This window comes from Paraburkholderia phenoliruptrix (genome assembly GCF_902859825.1).
GTDB lineage: Bacteria > Pseudomonadota > Gammaproteobacteria > Burkholderiales > Burkholderiaceae > Paraburkholderia > Paraburkholderia phenoliruptrix.
In genome coordinates this window covers 68106-83239 of sequence record NZ_CADIKB010000007.1, presented here as the reverse complement: position 1 = coordinate 83239, position 15134 = coordinate 68106, and the positions used below count along the sequence as shown (strand labels likewise).

Sequence of the window (15134 nt, the reverse complement as noted above, 5' to 3'; positions counted from 1 at the left end):
TTGCGATGGCGTCTGCGAGCGGCTTGCCCGTCGGCGGATTTTCGGCCATAATCTGCGTCTTCGCCGCGCGAGAGCTTCTGACGCGTGCGCCGCAAGACCTGCCCAGGTGGTGAAATTGGTAGACGCAGGGGACTCAAAATCCCCCGCCGCAAGGCGTGCCGGTTCGATTCCGGCCCTGGGCACCACACCTTCATGTAGTCAGCCGCAATATCATCGCCCAACCCGCGCCAGCAGACGCTTCGCGGGTTTTTGCTTTTTGGCCGCGGCTTGCGGCCCAAGGCGCTTTATTAACGCGGACGGACCGGCGGCACGAATGAAAGGCGCCGCCGAACGCGCCCCCCGAACACGAGCCTCTGCGGGGGCACCGGAGGCGCCCCCAGCAATAACCGCCGCGCCGCCCGACTCTACCGTCAGCTCTGCCGCCCGACCACTCCGGCCGCACCCTGCATCGCCGCGCGCCGCCGCTTGAACGCATAGCCCGCCCACATCACGACGAGCCACGCCGGCACGAGCCACACGGACACCGACAGGCCCGGCGTCATCGCGAGAATCACGAGGATGAGCGCCATGAAGGCGAGGCAGATCCAGTTGCTCACAGGGAACCAGAACGACTTGAAGACGAGCGTCTCGCCAGCCGCCATCATCGCCCGGCGCGATTTCAAATGCGTCAGGCTGATCAGCGCCCAGTTCAGTACGAGCGCGGCGACCACGAGCGCCATCAGCAAACCGAGCGCCTCGGCGGGAATCAGATAGTTGATGATCACGCACGTGAACGTGGCAAGCGCAGACAAACCAATCGCCATATACGGCACGCCGCGCCGGTCGACCTTCATCAGCGCGCGCGGTGCATTGCCCTGCTCCGCCAGACCATAGAGCATGCGGCTATTCGCGTACACGCCGCTGTTGTACACCGACAGCGCCGCGGTCAGCACCACAACGTTGAGCACGTTGGCCGTCAGCGTCGAACCGATCTGCGAGAAGATCATCACGAACGGGCTGCCGCCAGCGGCGACTTCGTTCCACGGATACAGCGACAGCAGCACCGCGAGCGAGCAGATATAGAAAATCAGAATCCGGTAGATAACCTGATTCACGGCCTTCGGAATGCTCTTTTGCGGCTGGTCCGCCTCCGCCGCGGTGATGCCGATCAGCTCCAGCCCGCCAAACGAAAACATGATGACGGCAAGCATCGTGAAGAGGCCATGAAAGCCGTGCGGGAAAAATCCGCCGTGGCTCCACAGGTTGCTGATCGACGCCTGCGGTCCGCCACGCCCGCTGAAAAGCAGATAGCCGCCGAACACGATCATGCCGATCACCGCGACCACCTTGACGATGGCGAACCAGAATTCCGTCTCGCCGTATGCCTTGACGTTCGCGAGATTGATCGCGTTGATGGCGGCAAAACAGACGAGCGCCGAGACCCATGTCGGCACGCCCGGCCACCAGTAATGAACGTAGGTGCCGACCGCCGTCAATTCGGCCATGCTGACGAGCACGTACAGCACCCAGTAGTTCCAGCCGGACAGAAAGCCCGGGAAGTCGCCCCAATACTTGTACGCGAAGTGGCTAAACGAGCCGGCCACCGGTTCCTGCGCGACCATTTCGCCGAGCTGGCGCATGATCATGAACGCGATGATGCCGCCGATGGCGTAGCCGAGAATCATCGACGGGCCGGCGGCCTGCAACACGCTCGCCGAGCCGAGAAAGAGGCCGGTGCCGATGGCGCCGCCCAGTGCAATCAGTTGGATATGGCGATTCTTGAGCCCGCGCTTCAGGCCGTCCTGCTGTCGTGCATTGTTCAAAGTGCGCCCCAGTGTATGGATTTCCGATCGCCCGATCAGACTTGTGGTCCGCCCCGGCAGAACCGAAAATTCTACCCCGGCCGATATTGTCCAAATACTGGTACCAACCCGCGCTTCGCGCTGCGCCGCACCGGCTCGCGCGGATACAGGTTGTCACTGTCGCGCCGCTTCTGTATGTTGCCGTAGTCGGGTTTTCCGCCTCCGGAGATTCAGCATGTCGCCACAACGCCTGCTTTGCGCCGCCGCCTTGTGTCTCTGTTTCGCGGGCCCGGGCGCGTTTGCGCAGAATCCCGCGCCGGGTGTGGCGCAGTCGCCGCCGGCTGCGCCATCTGTCGCGCCGGGCGTCGCGCCCGCGCCCGAAGCCGCGCCCGACGCCGCCGGTCCCGCGGACACTGCGAGGCCCGGGGCCCCTGCCGACGCCCCCGCCGCCGAGGCAAGCGCAGCCGCCATGCCCACGGCGGCTTCGGCGACCCGCGCTGCATCTGCTGCCGCGCCTGCCGCCGCATCTACCGCCGCGCCGTCCGCCAAAACTGCCGCCGCCCAATCCGCCGCCACGACCATGACCGGACCCGTGCGCGACGTCGTGCTGGTCCACGGCGCGTTTGTCGACGGCTCGAGTTGGAACGGCGTCGTCGCCAAATTGCAGCAGAAGGGTTATCGCGTGAGTTCGGTGCAAAACCCGCTCACCTCGCTTGCCGACGATGTCGCGGCGACGCGACGCGTGCTCGCCCGTCAGCAGGGTCCGACGATACTCGTCGGCCACTCGTGGGGCGGCGTGGTGATCACCGAAGCGGGCGCGAATGCGCCGAACGTCGCCGGCCTCGTGTACGTCGCGGCCATCGCGCCGGACCTGCACGAGTCGACAATGGATCTATTGAAGCGCGCCGCGCCGATGCCGGCCGGCGAAGGCATCGTCAAGGATGCGAGCGGTTTTCTGTGGCTCGACCGCGGCAAGTATCACGCCGATTTCGCCGCCGACGTCCCCGAGAACCTGACCCGCGTGCTGTCCGCCGCACAGGTGCCGATCGCCGCCAGCGCGTTCGGCGAAACGGTCAGCCAGGTCGCGTGGAAAGAAAAGCCGTCCTGGTACGTGCTGACGACGAAAGACCGCGCGGTGTCGCCGGAGGTCGAAAGATTCATGGCCGAGCGGATGGGCGCCAGAATCGTGCCGGTGGCGTCGAGCCATCTGGCGCCGGTTTCGCACGCAGGCGCGATTGCCGATGTGATCGACCGCGCGGCGCGCGAGTTGAGCCGCCAGCAGTAGCGCCGAGACGTGCCGCCGCGCTGCCCGGCGGCACAACGCGATGCCTTCGGGCGTAGTCAGGCGTCGGCGCGGCGCGCCACCCGCTAGCGGCCGCCCCTTACCGCAGCATGAACGACATCGCCGACAAACAGTTCAGCATGCGCACCGCATGTTCCGCCGACGGCGCGTCGAAACGCAGCGTGACCGCATCCACGCGAGCGAGCGTGGGCCATTGGCAGAACAGATCGGCGAGCGCGCTCGTCTGCACGCGCAATTCGCACGCCACCGGCCGGGCAGCAACGCGCGTGGCCTGCGGCGCACGACCGTCGGCGAGATGCTGCTGCACCACCTCGCGCGCCGCGCTCTGAATGGCCGCACGGGCGCTCGCCAGCGATTGCGTGACGCCGCTCGCGTGGCCCGTCGCGTGTTTCGTGACGACAAAGCGGGCGCCCGGAAAACGCGGCGCGGTTTCCTCGGCGAACACGTCGTCGCCGGAGAAAAGCGCCACCTGTGCACCATATTCTTCCGCCAGTGCGCCATACAGACCCGCCTCGCCGACCTCGACGCCGTTCAGCGAAACCCGCGCGAACGCGAAACTGTTGATGGTATGCGCGAGAATGCCGCGCGTTTGCGACATCGCGTGATAGCCGATCATGAAGACGAGCGCCGCGCCGTATTCGAGGCCGGCCATCATGCCGAGTGTGCGCGGTTTGCCGAGCACCACCTGGGCGCGCGCGTCGAGCAGATCGGGCAGCAGATTGCGAAAGCCGCCGTGCGAGTCGTTCACCCACACGTGCGTCGCGCCGCCCGCAAATGCCCCTTCGATTGCCGCGTTCGCTTCGAGCGTCATCCAGCGGCGCGCGGCTTCGTATTCGCCGTTGCCGGCACGCGTTTGCTCGGGGTGAAACACGCCGGCTATGCCTTCGATGTCGGCAGAAATAAGGACTTTCATCAGGAAGTGTGCTTGAGTAGTTGCGCGAGGTCGGGGACGCTCTCGCGCAGTGATAAACGCCGGTGGCCGTCGCGGCCGGTCACGGATTGCGCGCTCCACAACGCGTCGAGAATCGCCTGTTCGACGCTGTCCGCGCACGCACGGAAGAGCGGGTCCATGTGCTGATCGGCGAGAAGCGGCGGCAGCTCGATGTATTCCGCGAGATGTGGCACGGTGTAGGGCGTGGAAAACGCGAGCGCGATGTCGCCGCTGCCGTGGCCATAGACGGAACCGGTCCGCGCGAGGCCCGCCGCCGCGCGTAATGAAAGGCGCTTGAGCTGACGTGCGTCGAGCGGGGCGTCGGTCGCGACGATCATGATCATCGAGCCTTGCTCGGGGTTTGCGGTTTGCGCCGCGCTGTGCGAATTCGCAGCCGCTGCATCCTTCGCATTCGCCGCACGTTCGGCAAGCATGCGCCCAGCAGCATGGCCGTCGATAACCAGCATCGGCAACCGTCCGAAGTTGGCGAGCACCAGCGCGCCGACCGTGTAATCGTGCCCTGCAGCACGCACCACGCGCGACGCATTGCCGATGCCGCCTTTCAGATCGAAGCACGACATGCCGCGCCCTGCTCCGACCGAGCCGCCTGCCACCATCGTGCTGGCCGCGGCGTAGGCGTCGTTGAAGTGCTGTTCGCCGATTGCCAGCGCCTGAATGTCGTTGAGGTAGCCGTCGTTGCACTCGAACACCAGCGGATTGACCGTTGGCCACGCTCGCCCGATGCGCGAGTCGGCGCGTATGGCCGCGCGAATCTGCGCCTGCGCGACCGCGGCCACGCCGAACGTATTGGTCAACGCGATCGGCGTTTCGAGTGTGCCGAGCTCCTCGACCTGCACGAGCCCGACGCTCTTGCCAAAGCCGTTGATCACCGACGCCGCCGCCGGCACCTTATCGATAAACGGATCGCCCGGATGCGGACGGATCACGCTCACGCCGGTTTGTATCGCGCCTTCGGCGAGGGTGCAGTGGCCGACGCTCACACCCTCCACGTCGGCAATCGAATTCAGCGGACCGCTCGGCAATACGCCGATATGCGGCGCGCTCGCCGAACCACGCGAATCGTACGCCTCTATCGAACTCATGGACGGTCGAGCTTCGGATCGAGCGCGTCGCGCAAACCGTCGCCGAGCAGATTGAATGCGAGCACCGTGAGGAAAATCGCGAGACTCGGAAACAGCGCGATATGCGGCGCGGTCACCATGTCCGCGCGCGCTTCGTTGAGCATCGCGCCCCACTCGGGCGTGGGCGGCTGCGCGCCGAGGCCGAGAAACGACAGGCTCGCCGCAGTGATGATCGACGTGCCGATCCGCATCGTGAAGTACACGACGACCGACGAGATCGTGCCCGGCAGAATATGACGCACGATGATCGTCCAATCCGACGCGCCGATACTGCGTGCCGCCTCGATATACGTGAGTTGCTTGAGCATCAGCGTATTGCCGCGCACGAGCCGTGCAAACGCAGGAATGCTGAAGATCGCTACCGCGCAGATCACATTGATCATGCCGTTGCCGAGAATCGCGACCACGCCGATGGCGAGCAGAATGCCCGGAAAAGCGAACAGCACGTCGGCCACGCGCATCGTGATGCGATCCCACCAGCCTTCGTAATAGCCGGCGAGCAAGCCGAAGAACGTGCCGATCACCGCGCCTATCGCGACGGAAAGAAAGCCCGCCTCGAGCGAAATGCGCGAGCCGGCGAGTATGCGGCTGAAAATATCGCGGCCCAGCGAATCGACGCCGAACCAGTGTGCGGCGGAAGGCCCCGCGTTCAATGCGTCGTAGTCGAAGAAATTTTCCGGATCGTAGGGCACGATATGCGGCGCGGCAATCGCCACCACGATCAGCAGCAACACAAAGATGCCGGCGGCGAGCGCTACATGCTGCTTGCGAAACTTGCGCCAGAACTCGCTCCACGGCGTGCGGATCGCGCGCTCGGCGCGGGCGGTCTGGGCTGCATCCGGCCCGGTAGCTGTCGTGCTCATGCGGACCTCACTTGAAACGGATAGTCGGATTGATCACGGCGTACAGCACGTCCACGATCAGGTTGATGATGATGAATTCGAGCGAGAACAGCAGCACCTCGGCCTGGATCACCGGATAGTCGCGCATCGACACGGCATCCACCAGCAGGCGCCCGAGCCCCGGCCAGTTGAACACGACCTCGACCACGATCGAGCCGCCGAGCAGGAAGCCGAACTGCAAACCCATCATCGTGACGACGGGAATCATCGCGTTGCGCAGGCAGTGTTTGACGATCACGAGCGGCTCGGGCACGCCCTTCGCGCGCGCGGTGCGCACGAAGTCTTCGTTCATCACTTCGACGAACGAGGCGCGCGTGAAGCGCGCCATCACGGCCGCGACAGCCGCGCCGAGCGTGAGCGAAGGAAGAATGTAGCTCTGCCATGAACCATCGCCGACGATCGGCAGCCAGCCGAGCTTCACTGAGAAGATCTCCATCAGCAGCATGCCGAGCGCAAAGGCGGGAAACGAAATGCCGGACACGGCGAGCGTCATGCCGAGCCGGTCCGGCCAGCGGTTACGCCATACCGCCGAAATAATGCCGATACCCATGCCGAGCACGACCGCCCACACCATGCTCGCGAGCGTGAGCAGCAGCGTCGGCATGAAGCGTTCGCCGATCTCCTGACTCACCGGCCGCTTGCTGCGCGTCGAGGTGCCGAAATCGCCGTGCGCGATCTTCACGAAGAAGTGGGCAAACTGCTGCGGCATCGGCTTGTCGAGGCCGAGATCGGCGCGCACGAGAGCCACGGTCGCTTCGTCGGCATCCGGACCGGCGGCGAGCCGTGCCGGGTCGCCGGGCAACAGATGCACGAACAGAAAGACCAGCACCGCGACGATGAAGAGCGTCGGCAGCAGGCCAAAGAGACGTTTGACGAGGAAGTTCAGCATTGAAGCTCAATCCGGCAAGGATGCGGGCAACGAAATGTCATGTACCGCCATGAGGCAGGCGCACGGCGCGGCGCGCCCGCTTGTGGCAGGCGCGCCGCACGCGAGGCCGGTTACTTGATCGCGATTTCGTCGAAGTTGAACGAACCATCCGGCGCGACATAAGCACCCGACAGACGCTTGCTGCGCGCATACACGACCTTTTCCTTGACGAGGAAAATCCACGGCGCGTCGGCCCAGATGCGCTTTTGCGCATCCGTGTACAGCTCGTTCTTCTTCGCGCGGTCAGTGGTTTCGAGCGCCTGCTTCAGATCGCCGTCGACGGTATCGTTCTTGTAGTAAGCCGTATTGACCATCTTCGGCGGGAAGGACACCGAAGCAAGGAGCGGCGTGATCGCCCAATCGGCCTCGCCCGTCGACGACGACCAACCCGCGTAGTACATGCGCACCGGCGCGCTGGCCGCGTCCTGCGCGCTTTCCACCTTCGCGACGCGCTGGCCTGCCTCGAGCGCTTCGACCTGGGCCTTGACGCCGACTTGCGCCAGTTGCTGCTGCACGAACTGAATGACTTTCTGCGCGGTCGAGTAGTTGTACGCGGACCAGAGCGTCGTTTCGAAGCCGTTCGGATAACCGGCTTCCTTCAGCAATGCGCGCGCCTTGGCCGGATCGTACGGCCAAGGGCCGAGCTTCACCGCGTAATCGACGCCTTGCGGCACCACGCCGTCAGCGGGCGTGGCATAGCCGCCAAACACGACCTTCGTCAGCGCCTCCTTGTTAACCGCGTAGTTGAGCGCCTCACGCACCTTCGGATTGTCGAACGGCTTCTGATTCATGTTCAGGCTGATATAGCGCTGAATGATGGACGGCGACGCGATCAGATCGACCTTCGGGCTCGACTGCAATTGCGCGGCCTGTTCGAACGGCACCTGGAAGGCGAAATCCGCTTCGCCCGTGCGCATCAGCGCGGCGCGCGTGTTGTTGTCGACCACCGGCTTCCAGTCGATTGCGTCGATCTTCGGATAGCCCTTCTTCCAGTAGCCGGCGAACTTCTTCACCGTCAGATCGCCTGCCGGATCCCACTTCACGAATTCGAACGGGCCTGTGCCGACCGGATGAAACGCGATGTCCTTGCCGTATTTCTTCAGCGCGTCAGGCGAGATCATGACCGCCGACGGATGCGCGAGCACGTTGACGAACGCCGAGAACGGCGCCTTCAGCGTGATCTTCACCGTGTACGGGTCGACCACCTCGATCTTCTCGATACGGTTGAACATGTTGTAGCGCTTCAGCTTGTTCGCCGGGTCCGTCACACGGTCGAAGTTTGCCTTCACTGCCGCCGCGTTGAAGTCCGTGCCGTCCTGGAACTTCACGCCGTGACGCAGCTTGAACGTATAGACGCGCGCGTCAGGGCTCGCCTCATAGCTGTCGGCGAGCACGTTGACGAGCTTCATGTCCTTGTCGAAGCCGAAGAGCCCTTGATAGAACGACTTCGCGACCGCTTGCGAGAGCGTGTCGTTGGCGTCGTACGGATCGAGCGTCGTGAAGGTCGAGGCGACGGCCATCACCGCGGTGCTTTCGGCGTGCGCCACGTTGCCCGCGAGCATCGCGAACACCACTGCGCCGCCGCCGAGCAGCGCGCGCAAACGAAACGGGGAAGACGGGACGAGCAGGTTCATGAGTTGACTCCAGGCTGCAAGGTGAAACGGGTTAGATTGCTCTTGTGAGGATCGGCCATGCGACATCAATAAGCACCGCCCACGCTGTGCTGGGCGACGAAGTGATCCGATCCCACAGCGACGAGCGGCGCCACGGCGGGTTCATCGTCCAATGCGCGGATGGGGCTTGGGATTTCATCGGCGGCGAGCATGCGTTTCGCGTGACGCCGCGCCGGGTCGGCCACGGGCACCGCGCCCATCAGCTTTCTCGTGTACGGATGCTGCGGCGCTTCGAACACCGCGCGGCGCGGACCGATTTCGACGATCTGGCCGAGGTACATCACCGCGACGCGGTGACTCACGCGCTCGACCACCGCCATGTCGTGCGAGATGAACAGGTACGCAACGCCCAGCTCGCGCTGCAAATCGAGCATCAGATTGACGATTTGCGCCTGCACGGAGACATCGAGCGCGGAAACGGATTCGTCGGCGATCACGACTTTCGGATTCAATGCGAGCGCGCGCGCAATCGCAATGCGCTGCCGCTGACCGCCGGAAAATTCATGCGGATAGCGGCGCGCCGCGTCCGGCGGCAAGCCGACTTTGTCCAGCAGCCACGCGACGCGTGCCTGCGCCTCGGCGCCTTGTGCGACGCGGTGCACGAGGAGCGGCTCCATGATGGAAAAGCCGACCGTCAGCCGCGGATTGAGCGATGCAAAGGGGTCCTGAAAAATGAACTGGATATCGCGGCGCAGCGACTGCAAGGCGGCGCCCGTCAGCGAACTGATTTCCTTGCCGTTGAATTCGATCGATCCGCTCTGGCTCTCCACGAGCCGCAACAGCGAGCGGCCCGTGGTCGACTTGCCGCAGCCCGATTCGCCGACAAGCGCGAGCGTCTCGCCCGGCCGCAAGTCGAAACTGACTTTTTCGACCGCATGCACGCGGCCCGTCAGCCGGCCGAAGAGCCCGCTTCTCACTGGAAAGCGCGTAACGAGATCGCGCACGCGCAGAATAGGCGGGGTGCTTTCGTCGACGCGCGGCTGCGCTTCTTTCGCGACGGACGCCGCGGGGCGCACCGGCTCGTCGGCGCCGCTCGCGCTCGCCTGCTCGAGCGTCAGGATCGGAAACTTCGCGGGTTGGTCGGTGCCCTCCATGGCGCCCAGACGCGGCACGGCGGCGAGCAGCGCCTTCGTATAGGCATGCGACGGCGCGGCGAAAAGCGCGTCGGACGCGCCCTCCTCGACCTTTTCGCCTCGATACATGACGAGCACGCGGTCCGCGACTTCGGCGACCACGCCCATGTCGTGCGTGATGAAAATCACGCCCATGTTCATCTCGTCCTGCAAGCCGCGAATCAGTTGCAGGATCTGCGCCTGAATGGTCACGTCGAGCGCGGTGGTGGGTTCGTCGGCGATCAGGAGCGCGGGTTTGCATGAGAGCGCCATCGCGATCATCACACGCTGGCGCATGCCGCCCGACAGTTGATGCGGAAAACGCGCCGCCACGCGCCGCGCCTCGGGAATACGCACGAGTTCCAGCAGCCGCAGCGTTTCCGCGAAAGCCGCGGAGCGGCTCTTGCCCTGATGCAGCGAAATGGCCTCGCTGATCTGATCGCCCACCGTGAAGACCGGGTTGAGCGAGGTCATCGGCTCCTGGAAAATCATCGCGATGTCGGCGCCGCGAATCGAGCGCATCGTGCCGGACGACGCCTTCGCGAGGTCGAGCACGCCGCCGTCGCGGCGCCGGAACACGATGCTGCCGCCGGCAAGGCGCCCACCGCCCTGCTCGATCAGCCGCATCAACGCGAGCGATGTCACCGATTTGCCCGAGCCCGATTCGCCGACAATCGCGAGCGTTTCCCCGCGCTCAACCGTGAACGACAAATTGCGCACCGCGTTGAAAGTCGTCTCGCCGCTGCGAAATGCAACCGACAGGTTGTCGACCGCCAGCACGCGCTGCGGCGGCAAGGTGTCGATAAGCGGGCTGGCGATGTGCGATGAAGTCGGCACGGTGGTTCCTTTGGATTCGAACGCGCTGGCGCGCTTCGGCAATATTCAGGGTAACGAACTAACGGTAGATGGCCGTGACCGGTGTTTCGCCGACCCGCGCGAAACCGCGATACATGCCCTCGGTATTGAACGGCAGCGCGATGTTGCCGCGCGCGTCGACGGCGATCAGGCCGCCGCGTCCGTCGATCTTCGGCAGGCGGTTCATGACCACGTCGTGCGCGGCGTCCTGCAAGCACACGTTGCGGTAGGCCATTTGCGCCGCGACGTCGTAGGCAGCGACCATGCGCATGAACATTTCGCCGGAGCCGGTCGTGGACACGGCGCACGTCGCGTCGTCCGCATAGCAGCCCGCGCCGATCAGCGGCGTGTCGCCCACGCGCCCCGCCTGCTTGTTCGTGATGCCGCCAGTGGATGTCGCCGCGGCCACGTGGCCGTGCGCGTCGAGCGCGACCGCGCCCACCGTGCCGAACTTGCGGTTCGGATCGAGCGGCTCGTGCGACGTGGGATCGTCGCCACCGGTGGCAGACGACGAAAAAGCAAAGCTCGCGCCGTCGTGATCGAGCATCGCGCGTTGCTGATCGCGCGCGAGCAGCCATTGGCGATGACGGGCCTCGGTGTCGAAATAGTCGGGCTCGACGAATTCGAGCCCCTGCGCCGCGGCGAAACTTTCGGCGCCTTCGCCGGTGAACAGCACATGCTCGCTGTGCTCAAGCACGCTGCGCGCCGCGAGGATCGGGTTGCGCACGCGCTTCACGCAGCAGATCGCACCGGCTTCGAGCGTGCTGCCGTCCATGATCGCCGCGTCGAGCTCGTGCGTGCCCGCCGCCGTGTACACCGCGCCTCGCCCCGCGTTGAAGAGCGGACAGTCTTCGAGCAGGCGCACCGCTTCGCTGACGGCGTCGAGGGCGCTGCCGCCGTCGGCGAGCACGCGTTGGCCGGCGGCGAGCACCGCGTGCAGCGCGGCGTGATATTCGGCTTCGGCATTGGCGGTGAGGGACGCGCGCACAATCGTGCCCGCCCCGCCATGAATGGCAATGACTGCGTTGGTGTTCATCGTCTGAGTTTGGGTTTGGCTTGCGTTGCACCGGGTTTTGCAACTGCGGTACGCGCCGGTTCGCGCGCGGCTTGGCCTGGCGCCTGCGTTGGCGTAGCGGTCGGCGCTTTCGTTGTTGACGTTCTTGTTGACGTTTTCGCTGCCGCGTTCGGGACCGCGGAAAGTGGATCGGTGAGCCACGGCAAGACGAATTCGGTGACTTCCGCGGCGGCCTTCACCGAACGTTTCGCGCGATATGCGACGGCGTCGCACAGCGCTTCGATCACGGCAAGGACAGCCGCGTCCGCGTTGGCCGCAAGCCGGCGTTCCGAGCGCACGTACAACGACAGATCGGCGAATTGCGCGAGCGGCGAGCGCGGACCGTCGGTCAGCGCCAGCACGCGTGCGCCGCGCGTGGCCGCACGGCGCGCCAGTTCGATGGTGTCGTCGACATAACGCGGAAACGCAATGCCGATCACGAGGTCGCCCTCGCCGCAATTGAACAGACGCCGCGCGGCATGCGACGGCCCTCCGATGAATGCCAGCGACTGCACATTGTCGTGATACGCCATCAGCCCGTGCTCCATCAGCCCGGCGAGAAAGGCGCTCGTGCCGGCGCCGAGCACGAACACGCGGCGCGCGGCGAGGATCGCCTCGACCGCGGCTTCGGCGGCGGCACTGTCGATCGCGGTGCGCGTCAGGTGCAGATTGTTGGCCGCCTGTTCGAGCGACGCGTCGACCACGTCGTCGCCGTCGGCGAGCGATTCCTGCGCGCTGCGCAGCCGTTCCACCGGCGCGAGCGTCGCCTCGAAGCCGCGCACGAGCGCCTCACGGAACTGCGGATAGCCGTCGAAACCGAGCGCGCGCGCAAAGCGATTCGCCGTCGCCACGGAAGCGCCGACCACGCTCGCCAGCTCGTCGATCCGCATGGTGGCCGCGCGAAACAGATTGGCCAGCACGTACTCGCCCATGCGCCGATGAATGGGCGTGAGCGTAGGCATGGCTGTCTCGATGCGGGCGGCGATGGCCTGCTCGGCGGGATTGGATGCGACGGACGGTTGATGAATCATGCGGGCGAATGAGCAGGCGAGATGGATAGCCTCATGGCGTAAGCGAAATGCATGAAAGTATATTTACATGGAAATCGCCTGGAAAAAAATTCATTTTCATTTTTACGGGTTTGTCCTGGCGCTCGGTTCGCGTGGCTTGACCGTGGTCAACGTGATGCGCGGGCGGCACGCGAGGCTCCTGGCGGTGTTATTCTTCGCTCGCCATGAATCTCGAAAGCATTCTCTTTAGCCAGGGCTTCGGCTCGCGCCGCCAGTGCCGCGCGCTGGTTGCCGACGCGCGCGTGAGCATCGACGGCACCGTCTGCGCCGACGCCGATGCCGATTTCCCCGCTGGCGACGCAGCGTTTTGCTTTAGCGTCGACGGCGTGGTCTGGCCGTATCGCGAACGCGCCTATCTGCTGCTCAACAAGCCGGCGGGCTATGAGTGTTCGCGCGACCCGCAGCATCATCTGAGCGTGTTCAGTCTGTTGCCGCCGCAATTCGCCGAGCGTGGCGTACAGTGCGTGGGCCGGCTCGATCAGGACACGACCGGCTTGCTGCTGCTGTCCGACGACGGGAAGTTCGTGCACACGTTCACATCGCCGAAACGCAAGGTGCCGAAGGTCTACGTGGCGACCACGCGCCATCCGCTCGACGACGCACAGTTGGGCCTGCTGCGCGACGGCGTGTTGCTGCACGGCGAGTCGAAGCCCGTCGCGGCCGTCGATGCAGAGGCGCGCGGCGAGCACTCTCTCGCGCTCACCGTGATGGAAGGCAAGTACCACCAGGTCAAGCGGATGATCGCCGCAGCCGGCAATCGTTGCGAAGCGCTGCATCGCGAGCGCATTGGCGGATTGGCGCTGCCCGCGACGCTTGCGCCGGGCGCGTGGCAATGGCTCGATGAAACGGAGATCGCGTCCCTCGGATCTTCACCGAGCGGGTAAACCGGTACGACGCGCGCAACTCACTGACGCCGCTGCGAAGTCACTGTGAGCAAGCGCACATTCGCGCGAAGACTGCCTGCACGTCGCGCTGCGCCGCAGCATGCGGTTCGTCACGGCTCGCCCTATACTCGTTTAAACAAAGACTACAAAGAGTTCAAGGAGGGGCCATGATTGTCCATGGCGGAATCATGATCTCGTATGGGATGGTGGCGTTTGTGTGCCTCGGGGTGCTGCTGATCGGCGGATTGCTGATCGCAATGCGGGTGCGGCACAAATACCATCCGAATCTGATAGGCGCGCTGATCGGCGGATTGCTATGTTTCCTGCTGCTCGAGGCGCTGCCCGCGCTGACCTGAGCGACGCGCAGCTATCTGTTTGACTTTGGCTGCGCCCGCGCTATGCGTTACGCACGTTACGCCGGGTGCGGCTTGCCGCTCGCGGCTTCGCGCAAAAAATCGTCGACGCTCGGGTAGCGCAGGCGCACGCCCAGTTCCTCTTTCAGGCGGCGGTTCACGAGCCGCCTCGACTCGCGCATGAACGACAGCAAGGTCGGCTCGATCTGCTCCTCGGCCTGCGCCCGCGTGATGCGCGGCGGGCGTGCCAAACCGAATGCATCGGCAACCCGATCGAAGTACTCGCCCATTTTCAGCGACGAGTCGTCAGACGCGTGAATCGCGCGCGCCGGCCGCCCGCGCAAGGCAAGGCGCACGAGGATCGCGGCGAGATCGTCGGCGTGAATGTGGTTCGTGTAGACGTCGTCTGCAGCGACGAGCGCGGGCGTGCCTTTTTCGAGCCGCGCAAGCGGCAGGCGATTGCCCGCATAAATCCCCGGAATCCGCGCGATGCTCGCAGCAATCGCGCCGCGCGCCGTCGCGCGCCGCAATTGCTGCTCGGCGGATACGCGGCGCTTTGCACGCGCATTGGCCGGCCCGACGACGCGCGTCTCGTCGATCCATGCGCCGCCGCAATCGCCATATACGCCCGTCGTGCTTGCGTAGACGAGGCGCGGCGGCACGCGCGAAGCGGCGGTACGGCGAAGGCCGTCGGGTACAATATTGGCTGGTTCCGCGGCTGCCCACGAGGCGCGCGCGCGGCGCAGACGTCCAACCGGCGCAAAGGCGGCGCGAGCCCGCGGCAAAGCGAGATCACGGCGCATACCGAGGGTGGCAAGCAACGCGCGGGTGCGGCGGTCGTCGTCGCCGGTTTTCTGCGGCGGTGCGAGATGCAGCACGGTCGGCGCGAGGCCCGCGAGCCGCTTCAGGCTGCGGCGCGCGTCGAGGTCGCCGACGAGCGGAGACACGCCCGCCGCGCGTAATTCGGCGCTGCGCGCCGCGTGGCTGGTGAGCGCGAAGACGTGAGCGTGCGGGCGCAGCAGCGGCACGCAGCGCATGCCGACATCGCCGCACCCTACGATCAACACGCGTGGACGGCGGAAGTTTCGTGTCGCTTTCATGGTGCACGCATTGTAGCCGTCAAGCGCCGCGGGCACCGGGCGGCGT

14 protein-coding genes and 1 tRNA gene are annotated in these 15134 nt (G+C 65.3%); 5 read left to right on the top strand and 10 right to left on the bottom strand.

The window, feature by feature from the left end; translation table 11 throughout:
* Window positions 1-100: 100 nt before the first annotated feature.
* Window positions 101-185: transfer RNA gene (locus tag HV711_RS10345), tRNA-Leu, on the top strand.
* Window positions 186-410: 225 nt separating this feature from the next.
* Here HV711_RS10345 and HV711_RS10340 read toward each other — a convergent pair.
* Window positions 411-1802 carry an amino acid permease gene (locus tag HV711_RS10340; RefSeq protein ID WP_013589371.1) on the bottom strand — a complete coding sequence of 464 codons (1392 nt, stop codon included), beginning with the start codon at window positions 1800-1802 and terminating at the stop codon, window positions 411-413.
* Between the two features lie 214 nt (window positions 1803-2016).
* Between HV711_RS10340 and HV711_RS10335 the strand changes: the two genes are divergently transcribed.
* Window positions 2017-3066 (top strand): alpha/beta fold hydrolase, encoded by a 1050-nt coding sequence (locus HV711_RS10335; protein ID WP_035479295.1) that lies wholly within the window; start codon window positions 2017-2019, stop codon window positions 3064-3066.
* A 97-nt stretch (window positions 3067-3163) separates the two neighbouring features.
* Here the strand turns inward: HV711_RS10335 and HV711_RS10330 are convergent, their stop codons facing one another.
* The 8 genes from HV711_RS10330 to HV711_RS10295 all read right to left on the bottom strand — a co-directional run bounded on the left by HV711_RS10330 (window position 3164) and on the right by HV711_RS10295 (window position 12712).
* Window positions 3164-3997 (bottom strand): M55 family metallopeptidase, encoded by an 834-nt coding sequence (locus HV711_RS10330; protein WP_035479296.1) that lies wholly within the window; start codon window positions 3995-3997, stop codon window positions 3164-3166.
* Entirely contained in the window at window positions 3997-5118 is a 1122-nt protein-coding gene (locus HV711_RS10325) for a DmpA family aminopeptidase (RefSeq protein WP_035479298.1), read from the bottom strand. The genes HV711_RS10330 and HV711_RS10325 overlap by 1 nt, the downstream gene beginning before the upstream one ends.
* On the bottom strand, window positions 5115-6020 hold the full coding sequence (gene gsiD, locus HV711_RS10320) for a glutathione ABC transporter permease GsiD (RefSeq protein WP_028360896.1): 906 nt from the start codon (window positions 6018-6020) through the stop codon (window positions 5115-5117). Before gsiD ends, HV711_RS10325 begins: the two co-directional genes overlap by 4 nt.
* Before the next feature lie 7 nt (window positions 6021-6027).
* A complete protein-coding gene (gsiC, locus tag HV711_RS10315; protein WP_028360897.1) occupies window positions 6028-6948 on the bottom strand; it encodes a glutathione ABC transporter permease GsiC in 921 nt (306 codons plus the stop codon).
* A 110-nt stretch (window positions 6949-7058) separates the two neighbouring features.
* Window positions 7059-8621, bottom strand: a complete 1563-nt coding sequence (gene gsiB, locus HV711_RS10310) for a glutathione ABC transporter substrate-binding protein GsiB (protein ID WP_035479299.1) — start codon at window positions 8619-8621, stop codon at window positions 7059-7061.
* Between the two features lie 65 nt (window positions 8622-8686).
* A complete protein-coding gene (locus tag HV711_RS10305; RefSeq protein ID WP_035479361.1) occupies window positions 8687-10609 on the bottom strand; it encodes a dipeptide ABC transporter ATP-binding protein in 1923 nt (640 codons plus the stop codon).
* Between the two features lie 58 nt (window positions 10610-10667).
* Entirely contained in the window at window positions 10668-11663 is a 996-nt protein-coding gene (locus HV711_RS10300) for an isoaspartyl peptidase/L-asparaginase family protein (RefSeq protein ID WP_035479301.1), read from the bottom strand.
* Window positions 11660-12712, bottom strand: a complete 1053-nt coding sequence (locus tag HV711_RS10295; RefSeq protein ID WP_035479303.1) for a MurR/RpiR family transcriptional regulator — start codon at window positions 12710-12712, stop codon at window positions 11660-11662. The genes HV711_RS10300 and HV711_RS10295 overlap by 4 nt, the downstream gene beginning before the upstream one ends.
* Window positions 12713-12779: 67 nt before the next feature.
* Between HV711_RS10295 and HV711_RS10290 the strand changes: the two genes are divergently transcribed.
* From HV711_RS10290 to HV711_RS10280, 3 genes are all read left to right on the top strand, one after another.
* The gene (locus HV711_RS10290; protein ID WP_175145085.1) at window positions 12780-12941 is read left to right on the top strand and encodes a hypothetical protein; all 162 of its coding nucleotides are present in this window, start codon (window positions 12780-12782) and stop codon (window positions 12939-12941) included.
* Entirely contained in the window at window positions 12916-13635 is a 720-nt protein-coding gene (locus HV711_RS10285) for a pseudouridine synthase (protein ID WP_035479305.1), read from the top strand. The genes HV711_RS10290 and HV711_RS10285 overlap by 26 nt, the downstream gene beginning before the upstream one ends.
* 167 nt (window positions 13636-13802) lie before the next feature.
* Entirely contained in the window at window positions 13803-13991 is a 189-nt protein-coding gene (locus HV711_RS10280) for a hypothetical protein (protein ID WP_013589382.1), read from the top strand.
* Window positions 13992-14047: 56 nt separating this feature from the next.
* Here HV711_RS10280 and HV711_RS10275 read toward each other — a convergent pair whose 3' ends face one another.
* The gene (locus HV711_RS10275; protein ID WP_028360903.1) at window positions 14048-15088 is read right to left on the bottom strand and encodes a Rossmann-fold NAD(P)-binding domain-containing protein; all 1041 of its coding nucleotides are present in this window, start codon (window positions 15086-15088) and stop codon (window positions 14048-14050) included.
* Between the last annotated feature and the right edge of the window lie 46 nt (window positions 15089-15134).

Bases quoted from the DNA above. Each gene is read 5' to 3' on its own strand.
- HV711_RS10335 (WP_035479295.1), top strand. From the start codon at position 2,017: ATGTCGCCACAACGCCTGCTTTGCGCCGCCGCCTTGTGTCTCTGTTTC.
- HV711_RS10330 (WP_035479296.1), bottom strand. From the start codon at position 3,997: ATGAAAGTCCTTATTTCTGCCGACATCGAAGGCATAGCCGGCGTGTTT.
- HV711_RS10325 (WP_035479298.1), bottom strand. From the start codon at position 5,118: ATGAGTTCGATAGAGGCGTACGATTCGCGTGGTTCGGCGAGCGCGCCG.
- gsiD (WP_028360896.1), bottom strand. From the start codon at position 6,020: ATGAGCACGACAGCTACCGGGCCGGATGCAGCCCAGACCGCCCGCGCC.
- gsiC (WP_028360897.1), bottom strand. From the start codon at position 6,948: ATGCTGAACTTCCTCGTCAAACGTCTCTTTGGCCTGCTGCCGACGCTC.
- gsiB (WP_035479299.1), bottom strand. From the start codon at position 8,621: ATGAACCTGCTCGTCCCGTCTTCCCCGTTTCGTTTGCGCGCGCTGCTC.
- HV711_RS10300 (WP_035479301.1), bottom strand. From the start codon at position 11,663: ATGAACACCAACGCAGTCATTGCCATTCATGGCGGGGCGGGCACGATT.
- HV711_RS10295 (WP_035479303.1), bottom strand. From the start codon at position 12,712: ATGATTCATCAACCGTCCGTCGCATCCAATCCCGCCGAGCAGGCCATC.
- HV711_RS10290 (WP_175145085.1), top strand. From the start codon at position 12,780: ATGGAAATCGCCTGGAAAAAAATTCATTTTCATTTTTACGGGTTTGTC.
- HV711_RS10285 (WP_035479305.1), top strand. From the start codon at position 12,916: ATGAATCTCGAAAGCATTCTCTTTAGCCAGGGCTTCGGCTCGCGCCGC.
- HV711_RS10280 (WP_013589382.1), top strand. From the start codon at position 13,803: ATGATTGTCCATGGCGGAATCATGATCTCGTATGGGATGGTGGCGTTT.
- HV711_RS10275 (WP_028360903.1), bottom strand. From the start codon at position 15,088: ATGAAAGCGACACGAAACTTCCGCCGTCCACGCGTGTTGATCGTAGGG.